This window comes from Hydrogenophaga sp. UC242_50 (assembly GCF_042697355.1).
Lineage (GTDB): Bacteria > Pseudomonadota > Gammaproteobacteria > Burkholderiales > Burkholderiaceae_C > Hydrogenophaga.
On sequence record NZ_CP170553.1, the window covers coordinates 1110713 to 1129036 of the forward strand.

Consider the following 18324-nt stretch of genomic DNA (forward strand, 5'->3'; position numbering starts at 1 on the left):
CGAGGTTCAGCGGCGGGGTGGTGTGAGCCCGAACAGGCCCATCAGGTCGGCCGCGCCAGCGCCGCCACCCTGACCACCGCCCCCGCCGAGCAGGGCGCCCAGCCCACCGAGACCCCCCAGGTCGTTGTCGGCCGGCAACTGCCCCTTGGGGCTGAGCTGGTCGATCAGGCCGGGCAGCAGGTCGGCCAAGGTGCCCGAAGCCTGCGCGGGGCTGCCGCCGAGTTGCGAGGCGATCATGCCCATCAGGTCGGGGCCGAGCGCGCTGCCGAGCTGGTCGCCCGACACCGGCTGGTTCGCGCCGGTGCCGATCCAGGATTGCACCGCGTCACCGAGGCCGCCCGATTGCAGCTTGGCCAGCAGGCCTTGCAAACCGCCCGAGCTCGCGAGCAGCGAGCCGACCAGGGCGATGAGCATCTGCGGGTCCATCCCACCCGGCAGGCCGTTGGCGGAGGCGGAGGGGCCCCGTTGTTGTCCCTGCAGCGAGCCCGAAGCGGCCTCGGCGGCGGCACCGATCAATGAATCCAGAAGTCCCATGGCATTGTTCCCTGTGATGGGCGCCCGGAATGGGCGCGCGGTCAGGCGGGATTGTGGGCCTGCCGGCGCACCCAGGCAAGCCAGACCAGGGCCAGTCCGGTGAGACCCACCGGTACCAGCGAGCCGATGTTGAGCCATTGCCAGCCCTGGGTGGTGACCAGCGCCCCGGAGGCGAACGAGGTCAGCGCCATGGTGGCGAACACGCAGAAGTTGATCGCGGCCTGCGCGCGGTTCTTCTCCTCGGGTCGGTAGGCCTGCAGCGACAGCGTCGTGCTGCCCGTGAAGAGGAAGTTCCAGCCCACACCGAGCAGGAACAGCGCGATCAGGAACTGCTGCAGGTCCACGCCCGAGAGCGCCACCAGGATGCACGCGATGTTGAGCACCACGCCCACGCCCATGATGGTGAGCACGCCAAAGCGCGCGATCAGATGGCCGGTGAAGAAACCCGGCGCGAACATGCCGATCACGTGCCATTCGAGCACCAGGGCCGCGTCATCGAACGCAAAGCCGCAGACCTGCATGGCCAGCGGCGTGGCGGCCATCAGCAGGTTCATCACGCCGAAACCCAGCGCCGCGCCAGCGGTGGCGACGATGAACACCGGCTGGCGCACGATCACCGAGAGCGGGCGGCCCCGGTCGGCGCCGGCGACCGGGGCCGGCGTGGGCGGGAAGCGCAGAAAGGCCATGAGCGCCATGGCGAGCAGGGCCACCAGGGCCAGCGCCACATACGCACCGGCGAACGGCGCACCCAGCCAGTCCTTGGTGCGCACGGCCAGGTTGGGCCCGAGCACCGCGCCCACCAGGCCGCCCGCCAGCACCAGCGAGACCGCCTTGTCGCGGAACGCGGGCGCGCTCAGCTCGGCCGCCGCGAAGCGGTAGAGCTGGCCGTTGGCGCTGTAGTAACCCGCGACCACGGTGGCGGCCACCAGCAGCCAGAAGTTCCGGTCCATCACCGCCCAGGCGCACAGCAGGGCCGAGGCCAGGGCCACCAGCAGGCCGATCTGGAACGAGGCCTGCCGCCCGAAGGCGCTCTGGGTGCGCGCCACCAGGGGCGTGGACAGCGCGCCGCCCAGCACATAGCCCATCACCGGCAGCGTGCGCATCCAGCCCAGGGGCGCGAGCGCGAGACCCACCAGACCGTTGATGGCGATGAAGACCACGTTGTTGGTGAGAAAAAGCCCTTGCGCGCCGGCCAGCAGCCAGAGGTTTTTGTTCATAAGTCATCGTTTATACAATGCGGTATGCGCAAGACCCAGCACATTGGCATCGTGGCCTGCTCCGCCGAAGGGGCGGCCCTCTGTTATCGCACCATCTGCGTCGAAGGCGCGGCCTTGCTCGGGCCGCACGCGCACCCCGAGGTCTCGCTGCATTCGCTCTCTCTCGCCGACTACGTGGACTGTCTGAACCGGGGCGATCTGCGCGGCGTGGCCGATCTCATGCTGGCGTCCGCCCACAAGCTGGCGGCCGCCGGCGCGGACTTCCTGATCTGCCCCGACAACACCATCCACCAGGCGTTCCACCATGTCGAGCCGCGCTCGCCGCTGCCCTGGCTGCACATCGCCGAGGTGGTGGCGCAAGCGGCGGTGCAGGCCGGCCACCGGCGCCTGGGCATCACCGGCACGCGCTGGCTGGTGGACAGCGAGGTCTATCCCGAGAAGCTCGCCGCGGTGGGTGTGCAGGCGGTGCGGCCCAGCGTGGCCGAGCGCGAGGAGATCGGCCGCATCATCATGGACGAGCTGGTCTGCGGGGTGTTCAAGCCGGAGAGCGTGGCGCGCTTCCAGGCTGTGTTCGCGCGCCTGCAGACCGAGGAGGGCTGCGACGCCGTGGTGCTGGGGTGCACCGAGATCCCGCTGATCATGAGCGACGCGAACTCGCCCCTGCCCACGCTGGACTCCACCCGCTTGCTCGCTCGCGCGGCGCTGGCGCGGGCCGTGGGGGTTTCGGCGGCCGGCACATGACCGCTTGATGAAAGCCCATCCGCACCGGGGTGGCATGCGGTAACGGTGCTCAAGAAGCCCGGTCGGGCGTCGAAGCAGGAGCAAGGGTGGCATTCGCGCCACCCGCTTCTCAAAGACCTCCCATGAACTGGCTTTCCTACATTTCCGTGCGCGCCAAACTCGCGCTGCTGCTGGCCTTGTGCGCGCTGGGCATTCTCACCGTGGCGCTGTCGGCGCTCTTCAGTCTGGACCGCGCCGTCTCGGCGAGCCAGCAACTCGTGCAGGTCGAGGTGTCCGCCCTGCGGTCGTTGGGCGACGTGCGCGCCGCCGTGGGCAACATGCGGCGCTATGAGAAGGACCTCTTTCTCAACCTGGCCGACGAAACGGCCCTGCAGCGCTACCACTCGGCCTGGCAACAGCAGGTGGACCTGGGTCTGGGGCAGCTGGCCCAGCTGCGGCCCGGCCTGCACACGCAGGAGCAGGCCGCGCTCGACCGCATGACCGCGGGCCTCGCGAAGTACCGCGAGGCGGTCAACGCCATCCACCTGGGCATCACGCGCGGCGAGATCAACGACCCCTGGCGCGCCAACAGCGCCATGGAGCCGGCCAAGGCCGATGTGCGCTCGGCCGACGAGGCCTTCGTCGAGATCAGCAACGCGGTCGGCGTGCGCGTGGACGGCATGGTCGATGCGTTGGCCCGCCTGCAACGGCAAGCCATGTGGGTCACGGTGCTGGCCGCGCTGGCGGTGCTGGTGCTCGCGCTCGGCCTGGGTTACGTGGTCAGCGGCAGCATCACGCGCCCGCTGGACGAGGCGGCGCGCGCGATCGAGCGCGTGGCCGGCGGCGACCTGAGCACGCAGGTGCAGGCCCTGGGGCGCGACGAGATCGCGCGCGTGCTGGCCGGCATCGAGCGCATGCAGAGTGGGCTCGCGCGCATCGTGAGCGAGATCCGCGAGGGCGTCGATGGTGTGAAGATCGCCAGCGGCGAGATTGCCTCGGGCAACCAGGACCTGAGCGCGCGCACGGAGCAGGCGGCGAGCAACCTGCAGGAAACGGCGGCGAGCATGGAGCAGCTCACCAGCACGGTGCGCCAGAGCGCGGATGCGGCGCGCCAGGCGAACCAGCTGGCGGCGAGCGCCGCGGAGATCGCGGTGCGCGGCGGTGAAGTGGTGGGCCAGGTGGTCACGACCATGGACGAGATCAACCACAGCAGCAAGAAGATCAGCGACATCATCGGCGTGATCGACGGGATCGCGTTCCAGACCAACATCCTGGCGCTGAACGCGGCGGTGGAAGCCGCGCGGGCCGGGGAGCAGGGCCGTGGGTTCGCGGTGGTGGCCGGTGAGGTGAGGAACCTGGCGCAGCGCAGCGCGCAGGCGGCCAAGGAGATCAAGGGGCTGATCGGCGCGAGCGTGGACAAGGTGGAGACGGGCTCCAGGCTGGTGGCCGATGCGGGGCAGACGATGAGCGAGATCGTGGGCTCGGTGCAGCGGGTCTCGGACATCATCGGGGAGATCACGGCGGCGGCGGGAGAGCAGAGCGACGGGATCGGGCAGGTGAACGTGGCGGTGACGCAGCTGGACCAGATGACGCAGCAGAACGCGGCGCTGGTGGAGGAGAGCGCGGCTGCGGCCGAGAGCCTCAAGGACCAGGCCCGGCGCCTGGCCGGTGTCGTGCAGGTGTTCCGGCTCGCGCCGGCCTGAGCGCGTCAGCCCAGCGCGAGCGTGAGCGCCGCGAGCGCGGCCGTCTCGGCGCGCAGCACGCGCGGCCCAAGCGTGACAGGCAGGAATCCGGCCGCGCGGGCCAGCGCATCTTCGCTCGGGCTCAGGCCCCCTTCGGGGCCGCTGAGGAAGCAGACCGGCGCCTGGGCCGGTGCCTGTGCCAAGGCGTTCGCCAGCGGCTGCGTGCCTTCGGCCAGCGAGAGCAGGCAGCGCAGCGAGGGGGTTGCCGCATCGGCGGGCGCAAGCGCCTTCAGCCATGAAGCGAAGTCGCTCACCGGGTGCACCGTGGGCACGCGGTTGCCGCCGCACTGTTCACATGCCGCCACCGCCACCGATTGCCAGTGCGCCTGTTTTTTTGTCGCACGTTCGCCACTCAAGCGCAGCACACTGTGCGAGGTGTGCAGCGGCTGCAGGCTGGCCGACGCCGAGTTCAGCGGCTTTCTCCACCAGCCAGTCCATGCGCTCGTTGGCCGGCATGCCCAGCGCCAGGTGCACCGCGCGGGCGGGCTCGCGTTCGGTGGCGTGGTGCGCGCCGAGCACTACCTCCACGTCGCTGCGGCCCATGCGGGTGATGGTGGCGTCCCACTCGCCGCCCTGGCCGTTGAACAGCGTGATGGTCTGACCGGGTTGCAGGCGCAACACCTGCACATGGCGCGCCGCGGCGGCGGGCAGCGCAAGGGGCTGGCCCTCGAGCAGTGGCGCCGGGCAGTGGAAGCGCGGCATGCTCAGACGCGCCCGAAGGCGTAGCCGGAGGCGGCCTGCAGGCCTTCGATCTCGTCGAGCATCTTCAGGAACGGGCCGAGCGCGCGGTAACGGTGCGCCGTGTGTCGGATGTAGCCGATGAAGCGCGGCGCGTCGGCCAGGTACTTGGGTTTGCCGTCGCGCAGGGTGAGGCGCGCGAAGATGCCGGCCACCTTCAGGTGGCGCTGCAGGCCCATCCACTCCACGCCCCGGTAGAAAGCGCCGAAGTCGCTGTGCCAGTCCTCGAAGTCCATCAGGCCGGCCGCGCGCGCCTTTTCCCAGTAGCGCACGGTGACGTCGATCACGAAGTCCTCGTCCCAGCTGAGGAAGGCGTCGCGCATCAGGCTGGCCACGTCGTAGGTGATGGGGCCGTGCACCGCGTCCTGGAAGTCGAGCACGCCGAGCTGGCGCGCGGGTGTATCACCGGGTTGCAGCGGCAACATGAGGTTGCGCGGCATGAAGTCGCGGTGCACGTAGACCTGTGGCGCCGCGAGGTTGTGCGCGACGATGGTGTCGAAGGTCTTCTGCAGTGTCTGCGCCTGCGTGGCATCGAGCGCGAGGCCTTTGTGCTGCGCCAGGTACCAGTCGGGAAAGAGCTGCAGCTCGCGGCGCAGCAGGGTGTCGTTGTAGGGCGGCAGCACACCGGGTTTGGAGGCCAGCTGCCAGGCCAGCAGCGCGTCCAGCGCCTGCATGTAGCGCGCGTGGTTGGCCTGCGGCCTCTCGGCGTCGATGCCGTCGAGCATGGTCTGGTGGCCGAGGTCGCTCAGCAACATGAAGCCCTGCGGTTCGTCCCAAGCCAGGATCTCGGGCACCAGCAGGCCGGCCTCGCGCAGCAGACCGGCCACGTGCACGAAGGGCTGGCAGTTCTCTTGCGCCGGTGGCGCGTCCATCACGATCAGGCTGCCGCCGGCTTGCGCGTCCAGGCGCAGGTAGCGGCGAAAGCTCGCGTCGGCCGAGGCGGGGCGCAGGGTGCCGGGCAGCAGGCCCAGGCGGGCGGCCAGCGGCTGTATCCAGGCGTGAAAGGCGGCTTCCCGAACCGGATCGGCCCAGGTGACGGCGGGGTGGGACGGGCTCATGGAGGCGGGTGGTGGGACGTGGGTGGCCGTGCGACCTGTCCGGGTGTCGGGCAGTGGATAATCGCCCTTGATTCTACAAACCCCCTGCATCGCGGCGACTGGCCTCCGGGCCCGTTCTGGCAGCCGGACCACCGAATTCCACCCTTGAACCGCCGCACCGATCCGTTGCCCTCCAAGCGCCCGCACGGAGTCCTCGCCAACCCGCAATTCGTGGCGGCGCCTGTGGCGCGCGCGGTGCATGTGCTGCTGGCCGTGATGGCCTGGGGCGCGCTGTTCGTGCCCGGCGCCGTGCGCGCGCAGTCGGGCGATGGCGATGAAGCCACCGTGCACCTCAAGCCCAGCCGCCTGTTGCAGGAAAGTCTGCCGGAGGACGCGCGCCAGCAGGCGCCGACCTTCGTCCGGGGCGATCGCATCGAAGGGCAGACCGACAGCGTCACCACCGTCGAGGGGAATGCCGAACTGCGCCGGCATGACACCGTGATCCGTGCCGATCGGCTGGAATTCGACCAGCGCGACAGCGAGGCCAAGGCCACCGGCAACGTGCTGATCAACCGCAATGGCGATCGTTTCGAAGGTCCCGAGCTGCAGATCAACGTGGACACCTTCAAAGGCCAGTTCCAAAAACCCAATTTCACACTGCTCCAGAACGAAGGCAAGGGCGATGCCAGCCGGCTCGACTTCCTGGGCGAGGACCATGCGACAGCGCACCAGGCCCGCTACTCTACCTGCCCGCGCACGCCAGGCGCCGACTGGATGCCCGCCTGGCTGGTCCGGGCCACGCGCATCGATTTCGACAACGTGGAGGAGATGGGCACCGCCACCGGCGGGGTGCTGGAGTTCAAGGGCGTGCCCATCCTGGGCTGGCCGCGCTTCAGCTTTCCGCTGACCGACAAGCGCAAGTCGGGGCTGTTGCCGCCCACGATCAACCTGGACAACATCAATGGGCTCGAGCTGACGCTGCCCTACTACCTCAACATCGCGCCCAACCTCGATGCCACGATCTACCCGACGCTGATGAGCAAGCGAGGCCTGGAGTTGGGTGCCGAGGTGCGCTACCTGCAGCCGAGCTACGTGGGCCAGGTGCGTGGGGCGTTCCTGCCGTCCGATCCCTTGCGCGATGCCGACCGCTGGGGCTATTCGCTGCAGCACAACCAGAACCTGAGCAACACCAGCCTGGGCCTGGGCGGCTCGGCTGGCCTGTCGCTGGACCTCAACCGCGTGAGCGACGACAACTACTGGCGCGATTTCCCACGCGCTTTCGGCACGCTTACCAACCGCCTGCTCCCGGGCAATGCAGTCTACAGCTGGGGCCTTGGCCCCTGGGCCGTCAGCGCTGGCGTCTACACCTGGCAGACCCTGCAGGACATCGACGCCCCCATCACGCCGCCGTATGACCGCCTGCCCTCCGTCGCCGTGCGCTACAGCCGCGGCGATGGCCGCATCGGGGGCGTGAGCGGCTGGGACTACTCGGTGCTGAGCGAGTACACCCGCTTCGAGTCCAACCCGTTGCTCACCCGCCAGCCCAACGGTTCGCGCTCGATCGCCATTGCCGAGCTCAGCCGGCGCTGGGAGACGCCTGGCTGGTTCGTCAAGCCACGCGCGCAACTGCACGCCACGCAGTACCACTTCGACAACCCTCTGGCCGACGGCTCGCGCACCGCTTCGCGCGTGCTGCCCACGGTCAGCCTGGACAGCGGCCTCATCTTCGAGCGCGACACGAGCTATTTTGGCCGCGCGTTCGTTCAGACACTGGAGCCGCGCGCCTTCTTCACCTGGACGCCCTACCGCGACCAGCGCCTGCTGCCCAATTACGATTCGGCCGCGAACGACTTCAATTTCGCGACCATCTTCTCGGAGAACGTGTTCGGCGGCAACGATCGCATCTCGGACACGCGCGCCTTCACCGTGGGCGCGAGTTCGCGCCTGCTCGATCCGGATTCCGGCGCCGAGATCGTGCGCGTCGGGCTGGCCCAGCGTTACCTGATCCGCGACCAGAACGTCTTCCTGCCCAACACCAGTGCCCTGTCGGGTGGTGCGCCAGTGACGGATCGTCTGAGCGACGTCCTGCTGGCGCACGCGCGTGCAGTGGACGCCGCGCTGGACCGTCGACACCAACTTCCAGTACAGCCCAGGTGCCGGCGAGTCGGTCCGCACCACGCTCGGTGTGCGCTACATGCCCAGCCGCTACCGCGTGTTCAGCGCGGCCTACCGCCTGCAGCGCGGCAGCAGCGAGCAGTACGACTTCGGCTGGCAGTGGCCGCTCAACGACCTGTGGGAAACGCCCGCGAAAACTGGCGTCCCCGGCCGTGGCCTGGGCGCGGGCCAGTGGTACAGCGTGGGCCGCATCAACTACAGCGTGCCCGACCGCAAGGTGGTCGATCTGGTGGCAGGCTTTGAGTACGATGCCGGTTGCTGGATCGGGCGCGTCGTGCTGGAGCGGCTGCAGCGCAGCGCCTCCTCCGCCAATCAGCGTATCCTGTTCCAGCTGGAGTTCTCCGGCTTCTCCCGCCTCGGCTCCAATCCGTTGAAGACGCTGAAGGACAACGTGCCGCGCTACCAGTACCTGCGCGAAGACATCAACCCGCCCAGCCGGTTCCAACAATATGACTGATCGCCACACCGCCCCCTCACGCCTGTCCACCTGGTTGTTGTGCTTGCCCCTCATGTGGGCCTGCACCGCCCAGGCGCAAGGCCTGCGGTCCACGGGCCAGCTCAACCTGCCGCGCAGCACCGCAGCCGCCACGCCGACCCAGCAGGGCACGGCCGATTTCATCGTTGCCCTGGTCAATTCCGAGCCGGTCACCAACAACGAGGTGCGCCAGCGCCTGTTGCGCGTGGAGCAGCAGATCGCCCAGGAAGGCACGGCCATGCCGGCGCGCGACGTGCTGGTGCGCGAGGTGCTGGAACAGATCATCAACGAGCGGGCGCAGACGCAACAGGCGAGCGAGCTCGGCATCACGGTCGACGAAGCCGCCGTCACGCAGGCCGAACAGGCCATCGCGGCGCAGAACCAGCTCAGCCCCGACGAGCTTCGGCGCCGCCTGGCGGCCGAAGGCATCGACATCAACCGCTTCCGCAACAACCTGCGCAACCAGATCCTGTTGCAGCGCGTGCAGGAACGCCAGGTTGATTCCCGCGTTCGCGTGACCGATGCGGACATCGACGACTTCATCCGCGAGCAGCGTGGCAACAACGACCTCGCGAGCCTGGAGCTCAACCTCGCCCACGTGCTGGTGGCGGTGCCCGAGGGCGCCACGCCCGAGCGCATCCAGGAACTGCAGGCCCGCGCGCAAGGGGTGGCCGATCGGGCCCGCGCCGGTGCTGACTTCGCCCAGCTCGCGCGCGAGTCGTCCGATGCGCCCGAGCGGGCCAACGGAGGCCTGTTCGGCATGCGCCCCGCCAATCGCCTGCCCACCCTGTTCGTGGACGCCACGCGCACGCTCAACGCGGGCGGCGTGGCCGGACCGTTGCGCAGCCCGGCCGGCTTTCACGTGCTCAAGGTGATCGAGAAAAAGCAGGCGGGCATGCCCGACGCCGTCGTCACGCAGACCCGGGCGCGCCACATCCTGCTGCGCACAGGGCCGCAACTGAGCCAGGCGGACGCGGTCGCGCGGCTTGCCGGTTTCCGCCAGCAGATCGCCAGCGGCCAGGCCAACTTCGAAGCGCTTGCGCGCGAGCACAGCCAGGACGGCTCGGCCAGCCAGGGCGGCGACCTCGGCTGGGCCGGGCCGGGCATGTTCGTGCCCGAGTTCGAGCAGGCCATGAACGCCTTGCGCCCGGGCGAGATGTCGGCACCGCTGGTGTCGCGTTTCGGGGTGCACCTGATCCGCGTCGACGAGCGCCGGCAGGCCACGCTCACGCAGCGCGAACAGCGCGACATGGTGCGCGGGCTGGCGCGCGAGAAGAAGCTCGAAGACGCCTTGCGGGTCTGGACGCAGGACACGCGCAGCCGGGCCTACGTCGAGTACCGCGACCCGCCGCAGCCGTGAGGCCACTGCCGCGCGGCGCGACGCCAGCCATCGCATGAAGCACATCGCCCGCAAGCGGTTCGGCCAGCACTTCCTGACCGACAGCGCCATCATCGATGCCATCGTGGCCGCCATCGCGCCGGCGCCGGGCGACGCCATGGTCGAGATCGGGCCTGGCCTGGCCGCGCTCACGCAGCCCCTGGTGGAGCGCCTGGGCCGGTTGACGGTGATCGAGCTCGACCGCGACCTGGCCGTGCGCCTGCGCGAGCACGGCCAGCTCGACGTGATCGAGTCGGACGTGCTCAAGGTGGACTTCAGCGCGCTGGCCCAGCGGCTGGACACCGAGCGGCGCCTGCGCGTGGTGGGCAACCTGCCCTACAACATCTCCACGCCCATCCTGTTCCACCTGCTCGACCAAGTCGCGGTCGTGCAGGACCAGCACTTCATGCTGCAGAAAGAGGTGATCGACCGCATGGTGGCGCGCCCCGCCACGGCGGACTATGGCCGCCTGTCGGTGATGCTGCAGTGGCGCTACGCGATGGACAACGTGCTGTTCGTGCCGCCGGAGAGTTTCGATCCACCTCCCCGGGTGGACAGCGCCATCGTGCGCATGGTGCCGCTGGCCGCGCCGCCCGCGCTGGACGTGGCCCGCTATGGGGCGATGGTTCAGGTGGCGTTCAGCCAGCGCCGCAAGATCCTGCGCAACACCCTGGGCCGCTGGCTCGACGAACAAGGCTTCGCGGGCGACTTCGACCTGCAACGCCGGGCCGAAGAGGTGCCGGTGAGCGAATACGTCGCGCTGGCGCAGGCCACCCCCACAAAGGCATGAAAAAAGCCGCTGGGCTGCAGCGGCTTTTGGGCGAGCGGGACGACCGCGATCAGGCGGCGGCCAGCCAGTAACCCGCGTTGAACGGGCTGCTCATGCGCAGCGCCATCGGGCTCACGTCCAGAATCTTGTCGGTGGGCATGGGCTCGTCGGTCTGCACTTCGATCGGCTCTTCGCCCTTGGGCGCGCGCGCCACGGAGAACGAATAGAAGCAGCGGAACGGGATCTTTCGGTCCGACCAGTAGTCGGCGGCGTCGCGGAAGATGTCGAGCAGCTGCTCGCGCGCTTCCTTGTCGAACTTGGCGTGCGCCGGAATGTGCTCCAGCACCACGATGAAGCCGGTTTGCGGGCCCGACTTGTGGACCATGTCGGTCATGCAGTCGTAGAGCGCGTCGAAGTTCTTGCCGAAGTGCGACGGCAAGGTGTACTGGGCAGCGATCAACTCCAACACGTCCTGCTTGCTCTGGGCCTTGGCCAGGTTGGCGTACAGGAAGTGATGCCCCAGGTGCTCGGCCGCGGCCTGCAGGTCTTTCACGCCATGGGCGCGAATCGACTGAACGATGTTGGGGCGTACGTTACGAAGTGGCGTGTCCATCTCCGCGTCTCTTTCTAAGGTCAAAGTTAAAAATCCGTTCACACCACCGAAGGTTCACTGCACGATCAGCCGAAAGCTGCTGTAGTGGTCTTCGGTGTAATAACACGCTTCAGGGGCCCGGGGCTTCAACCCGCCACACACGATCCGCCGGGCTCCCCGGTGGTTCAGACCCGGCGTGGGCACCGTGTATTCCCGGTAGTACCCGCGCTTCTCGCTGGGCAGAAGGCGTTCGCGGTTGCCGAACACCGAGCCGTCCTTGTCGTATCGGAAGGGCCCGCCTTGCCGGATCTGGTTCATCACGTCCTGACCTTGCGGCGGCAGTCCCGTGACCACCACCGACGCGGCACCCGGATCGGACCATGAAGCATTCGGGGCGCGGGCCTGCACCGCAATGGTGCCCAGTACCGCCGCCAGAACGGCGGCGAGGGCCACTCCCCTGGCCTTCCCGACACGAGCCCGGATCTGTTTCAGACCCATGAAATTCCCAGCTCCTGAAGACATCAACCCGCCGCCAGCACCTTCTGAAAGCAATGCCAAAGCATTATTTTGCGTCGCACTGGAGGGCGGGTTAACCCTGAAATCCAAGCGCGCTAGTGTGCCTGAGCCGGGGGGGAAAAGCAAGCGCCTGCTGAAATATTCAGCAAATCTCCGCGCCGAGAATGTGTGTAAAAGTTAGCGCTTGCTTGTTTGGGAGGCATCAACGCGAGACGTTGGCATCCGCCACGGTGAGGGCTGTCATGTTGACGATGCGACGCACGGTGGCGCTGGCGGTGAGGATGTGCACCGGTTTGTCGGCCCCCAGCAGCACCGGCCCGACCGCGATGTTGCCGCCCGCCGCGGTCTTGAGCAGGTTGTAGGCGATGTTGGCGGCATCGATGTTGGGCAGCACCAGCAGGTTGGCGGGGCCCTTCAGCGTGGAGTTGGGCATCAGGGTGTGGCGCGCGTTGGGGTCCAGTGCCACATCTCCGTGCATTTCGCCGTCGGCCTCCAGCCAGGGCGCCTGCTCGCGCAGCAGCGCCAGCGTGCGGCGCATCTTGATGGCGCTGGGTTCGTCGCTGGAGCCGAAGTTGGAGTGAGACAGCAGGGCCGCCTTGGGTTGCAGGCCGAAGCGCAGCATTTCCTCGGCCGCCATCACCGTGATCTCGCACAGCTCTTCGGGCGTGGGGTCGTAGTTGACGTGTGTGTCGACCAGGAACACCTGGCGGCCGGGCAGCATGAGGCCGTTCATGCAGGCGTAGATGCGCACGTCCTGGGCGGTGCTGGGGCTGCCGCCCTCGCGCTTGCCGATCACCTGGTCGATGTACTTCAGGTGGTGCTGGGTGGAGCCCCAGGTGCCGCAGATCAGGCCGTCCACCTCGCCCTTGTGCAGCAGCATGGCGCCGATCAGCGTGAGGCGCCGGCGCATCTCGATCTTGGCGAGCTGCTGGGTCACGCCCTTGCGCTCGGTCATGCGGTGGTAGGTCTGCCAGAAGTCGCGGTAGCGGTCGTCCTGCTCGACGTTGACGACGTCGTAGTCCAGTTCCTCGCGCAGGCGCAGGCCGAACTTCTCGATGCGCTGGGCGATGATGGCCGGGCGGCCGATCAGCGTGGGACGGGCCAGGCCTTCGTCCACCACGATCTGGCAGGCGCGCAGCACCCGTTCTTCTTCGCCTTCGGCGTAGGCCACGCGCTTGCGGGCCGCGGCCTTCGCCGCCGAGAAGATCGGCTTCATGATGGTGCCCGAGGCGAACACGAAGCTCTGCAGCTTCTCGCGGTAGGCCGCCATGTCGGGCACCGGCCGCTGGGCCACGCCGCTGTCGACCGCGGCCTGCGCCACGGCCGGCGCGATCTTCATCATCAGGCGCGGGTCGAACGGCTTGGGGATCAGGTACTCGGGACCGAAGGCCAGCTTCTCGCCGGCATAGGCCGCCGCGACCACCTCGCTCTGCTCGGCCTGCGCCAGCTCGGCAATGGCGTGCACCGCGGCGATCTCCATCTCATCGGTGATGGTGGAGGCGCCCGCGTCGAGCGCGCCGCGGAAGATGTAGGGGAAGCACAGGACGTTGTTGACCTGGTTCGGGTAGTCGGTGCGGCCCGTGGCGATGATGACGTCGTTGCGCACCGCGTGCGCGTCCTCGGGTGCGATCTCGGGGTTCGGGTCCGCCAGCGCGAAGATCACCGGCTTGGCCGCCATCGACGCCACCATCTCGGGCTTGAGCACGCCGCCGGCCGAGAGGCCGAGGAACACATCGGCGCCGACGATCACTTCGGCGAGCTTGCGCTTGTCGGTCTTCTGCATGTACTGGCGCTTGTCGTCGTCCATGAGTTCCTCTCGGCCCTCATAGACCACCCCGGCCAGGTCGGTGACGAACACGTTCTCGCGCTTGAGCCCGACCTTGAGCAGCAGGTTCAGGCAGGCCAGCGCCGCCGCGCCCGCGCCCGAGGTCACCAGCTTGACCTGACCGATGTCCTTGCCCGCGACCTTCAGGCCGTTGAGCATCGCCGCCGCCACCGTGATGGCCGTGCCGTGCTGGTCATCGTGGAACACGGGGATCTTCATGCGCTTGCGCAGTTCGCGCTCGACGTAGAAGCAGTCCGGCGCCTTGATGTCCTCGAGGTTGATCGCGCCGAAGGTCGGCTCCAGCGCGGCGATCACTTCGACCAGCTTCACCGGGTCCTTCTCGTTGATCTCGATGTCGAACACGTCGACACCGGCGAACTTCTTGAAGAGCACGCCCTTGCCTTCCATCACCGGCTTGGCCGCCAGCGGGCCGATGTCGCCCAGGCCGAGCACGGCGGTGCCGTTGGTGATGACCGCCACGAGGTTGCCGCGGGCGGTGTACTTGTAGGCGTTGACCGGGTTCGCCACGATCTCTTCGCAGGGCGCCGCCACACCGGGCGAGTAGGCCAGGGCGAGGTCGCGCTGGTTGGTGAGCTGCTTGGTGGCGGCGATCGACACCTTGCCGGGGACTGGGAACTCGTGGTATTCGAGGGCGGCTCGGCGCAGCTCGGCGCGCTTGTTCTCAGGGCTGTTTTCCATGCTCATGCTCTTGTCTCCAGCGGGTCGTTATCTTGCGATGCGGAAAGGAATTGCGCATTCTAAAGCGCCGGGCGGGAAAACCCTAGTGAGTGAAACCGCGTAAAGCGTTCGGGTGCCTGTGACTTTTCGGGAAGGAATGGCGAAGGCCAACACCACCAGCCGCAGTATGCGGCAGCGATTTCGCCCGATGCGGGCCGGGCAGGGAAAGTCAGGAGGGGGAAAGCCCTGCGGTGCTCAGGCCGCAGCGGCCTGGGCGGGCAGGGTGGTGGGGTGCAGCTGCAGGTGCACCACCGACTGGTGGGGTGTGCACTCCGACCACAGGGTGCGCGCGCAGGACTCGCACTGGCCGCACTGGGGGCGCACGCCCAGCTCGAGCTGGATGTCGTCGAATGCCATGCCGGACCGCGCACAACGTGCGATGGTCTGGTCACTGACTCGGTGGCAAACGCAAACGATCATGGGGCTGGGCGGGACGGAAAAAGGGTGGTTCAAGGTGAACGTGTGCGCAAATGATAATTGATCGTATTCAAAAGACCAAAAAAAGCCCCGCGAAAAGGCGGGGCTCTGTGGCAAGAAGGGAACGGCCTGGGGCGGGAGCGGTCAGCTGACCGAGCCCATCTGGCTCTGCAGGTAGTTCTGGATGCCCACCTTGTCCAGCAGGTCGATCTGGGTTTCCAGGAAGTCGATGTGCTCTTCCGTGTCGTCCAGGATCGTCTGCAGCAGGTCGCGCGAGACGTAGTCGCGCACCGATTCGCAGTGGGCGATGCCGTCCTTGATGGTCTTCTGCGCGCCGGTTTCCAGGCCCAGGTCGCTCTTGAGGATCTCGGGCACGTCCTCGCCGATGTGCAGCTTGCCCAGGTCCTGCAGGTTGGGCAGGCCGTCGAGCGTGAAGATGCGGTCCATGAGCTTGTCGGCGTGCTTCATTTCGCCGATCGACTCTTCGTATTCCTTGGCCGCCAGCTTGTCCAGGCCCCAGTGCTTGAGCATGCGGTAGTGGACGAAATACTGGTTGATGGCGGTGAGCTCGTTCTTGAGCTGCGCTTGCAGATGGGTGATGACTTGGGCGTCGCCTTTCATGGGACCACTCCTTTCGTTTTTGGTTGACAGGCGCGCATTGTGCGCGGAGCGCGCTATCAATTCAGTGCTGAGAATCGGTACGTCTTGCAAATGAGAATCGTTCGCATATAATCGATCCTCCAGCCAGCCCGCACCCGGCAGCCCGCCTGAGGTCGTGACGCCAGCCTTGTCCTCCACCCTCTGGATCCAGGTGCCGTCTTGACCCCCTTGCGCTCCCCCGTCTCCCTTTCCCTTTCTTCCCTGCGACTCAGCCCGCTCTGCCTGGCCTGCCTCGCCCTGCTGTCCGGTCCGGCCCTGGCCCAGACCGCGCCCCAGGCCACCCAGGTGGCTCAGGCATCCACCTTGCGCGAGTTGGTGGTGAGCGGCTCGCGCAGCGAGCGCGCGATCGAGGAGGTGCCCGCCAGCATCGACGTGATCACGGGCGAGGACCTCGACCCCGCGCGCGTGCAGGACATCCGCGACCTCGTGCGCGAGGTGCCCAACATGAGCGTGCGCCGCGCGCCGCAGCGCTTCGGCGGCGTCACCGGCTCGACCGGGCGCGATGGCAACGCGGGCTTCAACCTGCGGGGTCTCGAAGGCAACCGCGTGCTGCTCACGGTCGACGGCATCCGCGTGCCGCGCGAACTCTCCAGCGGCGTGTTCGGCTCGGCCTCGTTCGGCCGCGACTACTACGACCTGGGCCTGATCTCGCGCGTGGAAATCGTGCGGGGCGCGAACTCCGCGCTGTATGGTTCCGATGGCCTGGCCGGCATGGTCGCGATGTTCACCACCGAACCCAAGGACCTGCTCCAGCCGGGCAAGACCTTCGGTGGCCGCGTGGGGCTCAAGGCCGACAGCGAAGATGACAGCCGCGGCGTCGGTGTCACGCTGGTCGGCGCGCCGAACGACACGCTGCAATGGCTGGGCAGCGTGCAGGTCGGTCGCAGCGGCGAGCTGGACAACCAGGGCACCAACGAATCGCTCAACAGCACGCGCACCGCGCCCAACCCGCAGAAGGACAAGAACGTCTCGCTGCTGGGCAAGGTGGTGCTCACCCCCGGCGCGGGCCAGCGCCACACCCTCACGCTGGAACACGTGGACAAGTCGGGCGAGGTCGAGGCCTACACGGCCCGCGCGACCAGCATGGGCGTCACCACGCAGGACGTGGACGGCACCACCGACATGGAGCGCACGCGCCTGAGCTGGGACGGCCGCTTCAAGGTGAGCTCGGCCTGGGCCGACGAGTTGCGCGCCACCGTGGGCTACCAGCAGGCCGAATCGCAGGAGGTCTCGACCGAGCGGCGCAGCGCCGCGCCCACCTACCGCGTGCGCGACGTGACCTACACCGAGAAGCTCTGGCAAGGCGTGCTGCAGGCCGAGAAGGCCCGATCGCTGGGCGCCGACTGGGGGCAGAAGCTGGTCTACGGCGTGGACGTGTCGGTCGCGAAGATGGACAACATCGTCACCGGCGTGGGTGCGCCCGCCTACGAGAGCTACCCGCTCAAGCGCTTCCCGTCCACCAGCGAGACCAACACCGCGCTGTTCGTGCAGAGCGAGTTCGCCAGCGAGCGCTGGAGCATCATCCCGGCGCTGCGCTACGACCGTTTCGATCTCAAGGCCAAGGGCAGTCCGCTGTACCCGCTGCAGCCGGCCAGTCTGTCGGACTCGGCGCTCTCGCCCAAGCTGGGCGCGATCTTCCGCCCTGGCGCCGAGCTGAACCTGTTCGCCAACCTCGCGGCCGGCTTCAAGGCGCCGAGCGCGCTGCAGCTCAACAACTACTTCCAGAACACGCTCGCGAGCTACCGCACGATTCCCAACCCCAACCTCAAACCCGAGAGCAGCCGCACGCTGGAGCTCGGCGCGCGCGACAAGGTGGGTCCGGTGCAGTGGGAGGCCGCCGTGTTCACCGGCCGCTACAAGGACTTCATCGAAGAGCTCGTGGTGGTGGGCGGCCAGGCGGGCAACCCGCTCAACCCCCTGACCTACCAGGCCGTCAACCGCGGCCAGGTGCGCCTGAGCGGTTTCGAACTCAAGGGCAAGTTCGCGCTCGGCCCGGCCACCGACCTGCGCCTGGCCTATGCGCAGACCAAGGGCAAGGACACCCGCCTGGGCGCACCGCTGAACACGGTCAACCCGGCGCGCCTGCTGCTCGGCGTGGACCAGCGCGTGGGCGACTGGAAGCTGGGCGCCGTGGTCGCGCACACGATGAAGAAGTCCACCAGCGACATCAACTACGCCAACCTGGCCAACCAGTTTGCACCGCCTTCGTCCACCACGCTGGACCTGCGCGCGAGCTGGCAGGTCAGCAAGGCCACGCGGCTCAGCGCCGCGATCCACAACGTGACGGACCGCAAGTACTGGGAGTGGACCAACGTCGTCGGCGTGGCCGCGAACTCGCCCGTGCTCGACGCCTACACCGCGCCAGGCCGCAGCTTCTCGGTGGCGCTCGTCACCGACTTCTAGCCACCTCACAGGAGCCACCATGCCCGCCGCAGCCGACCACCACACCGAGACGACCGCCGACGAGGAGTACACCCTGCCCAGCGTGGAGGCCTTGCTCGCGGGCACCCTGGCGCTGATGACCGGCTACGCGCAGAGCGCGCGCGACTGCCCGCACCGCCCGTGCATGGCGCGCAAGCTGGTGTCCAACCTGCTGTACCTCTCGGCGCACCCGCAGCTCTCGCCGCCGATGCAGACCATGCTGGCGAACCTGCGCACGCGCTGGCAGCTCGAGCTGGAGCACACCGCCGAGGCCATGGCCGTCGAAGCCACGCCCACGCCCTTGTGGCACCCCGTTCCCGCCCGCGTGCAGTGACCGACCGACGCGCGCCGGCCCCACCCCACTTCCAGG

The 18324-nt window shown here is 68.2% G+C and carries 16 protein-coding genes and 2 pseudogenes; 9 read left to right on the forward strand and 9 right to left on the reverse strand.

The genetic code is table 11. The annotated features are described in order from the left end of the window. Window positions 1-6: 6 nt before the first annotated feature. Both ACFJGX_RS05675 and ACFJGX_RS05680 read right to left on the reverse strand, forming a co-directional pair. Window positions 7-534: a YidB family protein gene (locus ACFJGX_RS05675; RefSeq protein WP_291121853.1), complete on the reverse strand. Its 528-nt coding sequence runs from the start codon at window positions 532-534 to the stop codon at window positions 7-9. A gap of 41 nt (window positions 535-575) precedes the next feature. After that, the gene (locus ACFJGX_RS05680; RefSeq protein WP_382327973.1) at window positions 576-1751 is read right to left on the reverse strand and encodes an MFS transporter; all 1176 of its coding nucleotides are present in this window, start codon (window positions 1749-1751) and stop codon (window positions 576-578) included. A 24-nt stretch (window positions 1752-1775) separates the two neighbouring features. Between ACFJGX_RS05680 and ACFJGX_RS05685 the strand changes: the two genes are divergently transcribed. Together ACFJGX_RS05685 and ACFJGX_RS05690 are read left to right on the forward strand one after the other, a co-directional pair. Next, window positions 1776-2492 (forward strand): aspartate/glutamate racemase family protein, encoded by a 717-nt coding sequence (locus ACFJGX_RS05685; protein ID WP_382322360.1) that lies wholly within the window; start codon window positions 1776-1778, stop codon window positions 2490-2492. 122 nt (window positions 2493-2614) lie between these two features. Continuing rightward, window positions 2615-4174, forward strand: a complete 1560-nt coding sequence (locus tag ACFJGX_RS05690) for a methyl-accepting chemotaxis protein (protein ID WP_382322359.1) — start codon at window positions 2615-2617, stop codon at window positions 4172-4174. A gap of 5 nt (window positions 4175-4179) precedes the next feature. Here ACFJGX_RS05690 and ACFJGX_RS05695 read toward each other — a convergent pair. Both ACFJGX_RS05695 and ACFJGX_RS05700 read right to left on the reverse strand, forming a co-directional pair. Beyond that, window positions 4180-4915 (reverse strand): annotated as a pseudogene (locus ACFJGX_RS05695) (16S rRNA (uracil(1498)-N(3))-methyltransferase). A 2-nt stretch (window positions 4916-4917) separates the two neighbouring features. After that, a complete protein-coding gene (locus ACFJGX_RS05700) occupies window positions 4918-6009 on the reverse strand; it encodes an aminoglycoside phosphotransferase family protein (RefSeq protein ID WP_382327975.1) in 1092 nt (363 codons plus the stop codon). A gap of 144 nt (window positions 6010-6153) precedes the next feature. Between ACFJGX_RS05700 and ACFJGX_RS05705 the strand changes: the two genes are divergently transcribed. From ACFJGX_RS05705 to rsmA, 4 genes are read left to right on the forward strand one after another with little or no spacing between them, the layout of a single operon-like run. Then, the gene (locus ACFJGX_RS05705; protein WP_382327977.1) at window positions 6154-8406 is read left to right on the forward strand and encodes an LPS-assembly protein LptD; all 2253 of its coding nucleotides are present in this window, start codon (window positions 6154-6156) and stop codon (window positions 8404-8406) included. Further along, window positions 8366-8620, forward strand: a complete 255-nt coding sequence (locus ACFJGX_RS05710; RefSeq protein ID WP_382327979.1) for a hypothetical protein — start codon at window positions 8366-8368, stop codon at window positions 8618-8620. The genes ACFJGX_RS05705 and ACFJGX_RS05710 overlap by 41 nt, the downstream gene beginning before the upstream one ends. 52 nt (window positions 8621-8672) lie before the next feature. Further along, a complete protein-coding gene (locus ACFJGX_RS05715; RefSeq protein ID WP_382327981.1) occupies window positions 8673-9998 on the forward strand; it encodes a peptidylprolyl isomerase in 1326 nt (441 codons plus the stop codon). A gap of 34 nt (window positions 9999-10032) precedes the next feature. Further along, the gene (rsmA, locus tag ACFJGX_RS05720) at window positions 10033-10806 is read left to right on the forward strand and encodes a 16S rRNA (adenine(1518)-N(6)/adenine(1519)-N(6))-dimethyltransferase RsmA (protein ID WP_382322356.1); all 774 of its coding nucleotides are present in this window, start codon (window positions 10033-10035) and stop codon (window positions 10804-10806) included. Between the two features lie 196 nt (window positions 10807-11002). Here rsmA and ACFJGX_RS05725 read toward each other — a convergent pair. Both ACFJGX_RS05725 and ACFJGX_RS05730 read right to left on the reverse strand, forming a co-directional pair. Further along, window positions 11003-11398 (reverse strand): annotated as a pseudogene (locus ACFJGX_RS05725) (barstar family protein); the annotation flags it as partial. 54 nt (window positions 11399-11452) lie between these two features. Continuing rightward, on the reverse strand, window positions 11453-11875 hold the full coding sequence (locus tag ACFJGX_RS05730; RefSeq protein ID WP_382152827.1) for a ribonuclease domain-containing protein: 423 nt from the start codon (window positions 11873-11875) through the stop codon (window positions 11453-11455). On the opposite strand from ACFJGX_RS05730, the gene ACFJGX_RS05735 reads away from it, so the two are divergent. Further along, complete coding sequence (locus ACFJGX_RS05735; protein WP_382322355.1) at window positions 11874-12074, forward strand: hypothetical protein; 201 nt, start codon at window positions 11874-11876, stop codon at window positions 12072-12074. The genes ACFJGX_RS05730 and ACFJGX_RS05735 overlap by 2 nt on opposite strands. Before the next feature lie 21 nt (window positions 12075-12095). On the opposite strand, the gene ACFJGX_RS05740 is transcribed toward ACFJGX_RS05735, so the two are convergent. From ACFJGX_RS05740 to bfr, 3 genes are all read right to left on the reverse strand, one after another. After that, window positions 12096-14423: an NADP-dependent malic enzyme gene (locus tag ACFJGX_RS05740; RefSeq protein WP_382327983.1), complete on the reverse strand. Its 2328-nt coding sequence runs from the start codon at window positions 14421-14423 to the stop codon at window positions 12096-12098. Between the two features lie 228 nt (window positions 14424-14651). Continuing rightward, window positions 14652-14876: a bacterioferritin-associated ferredoxin gene (locus ACFJGX_RS05745; RefSeq protein WP_382327985.1), complete on the reverse strand. Its 225-nt coding sequence runs from the start codon at window positions 14874-14876 to the stop codon at window positions 14652-14654. A 141-nt stretch (window positions 14877-15017) separates the two neighbouring features. Continuing rightward, window positions 15018-15494, reverse strand: a complete 477-nt coding sequence (gene bfr / locus ACFJGX_RS05750) for a bacterioferritin (protein ID WP_382152838.1) — start codon at window positions 15492-15494, stop codon at window positions 15018-15020. 198 nt (window positions 15495-15692) lie between these two features. Between bfr and ACFJGX_RS05755 the strand changes: the two genes are divergently transcribed. Both ACFJGX_RS05755 and ACFJGX_RS05760 read left to right on the forward strand, forming a co-directional pair. Continuing rightward, complete coding sequence (locus ACFJGX_RS05755; RefSeq protein WP_382322352.1) at window positions 15693-17936, forward strand: TonB-dependent hemoglobin/transferrin/lactoferrin family receptor; 2244 nt, start codon at window positions 15693-15695, stop codon at window positions 17934-17936. Between the two features lie 19 nt (window positions 17937-17955). Continuing rightward, window positions 17956-18288 carry a hypothetical protein gene (locus ACFJGX_RS05760; protein ID WP_382322351.1) on the forward strand — a complete coding sequence of 111 codons (333 nt, stop codon included), beginning with the start codon at window positions 17956-17958 and terminating at the stop codon, window positions 18286-18288. Window positions 18289-18324: the final 36 nt, after the last annotated feature.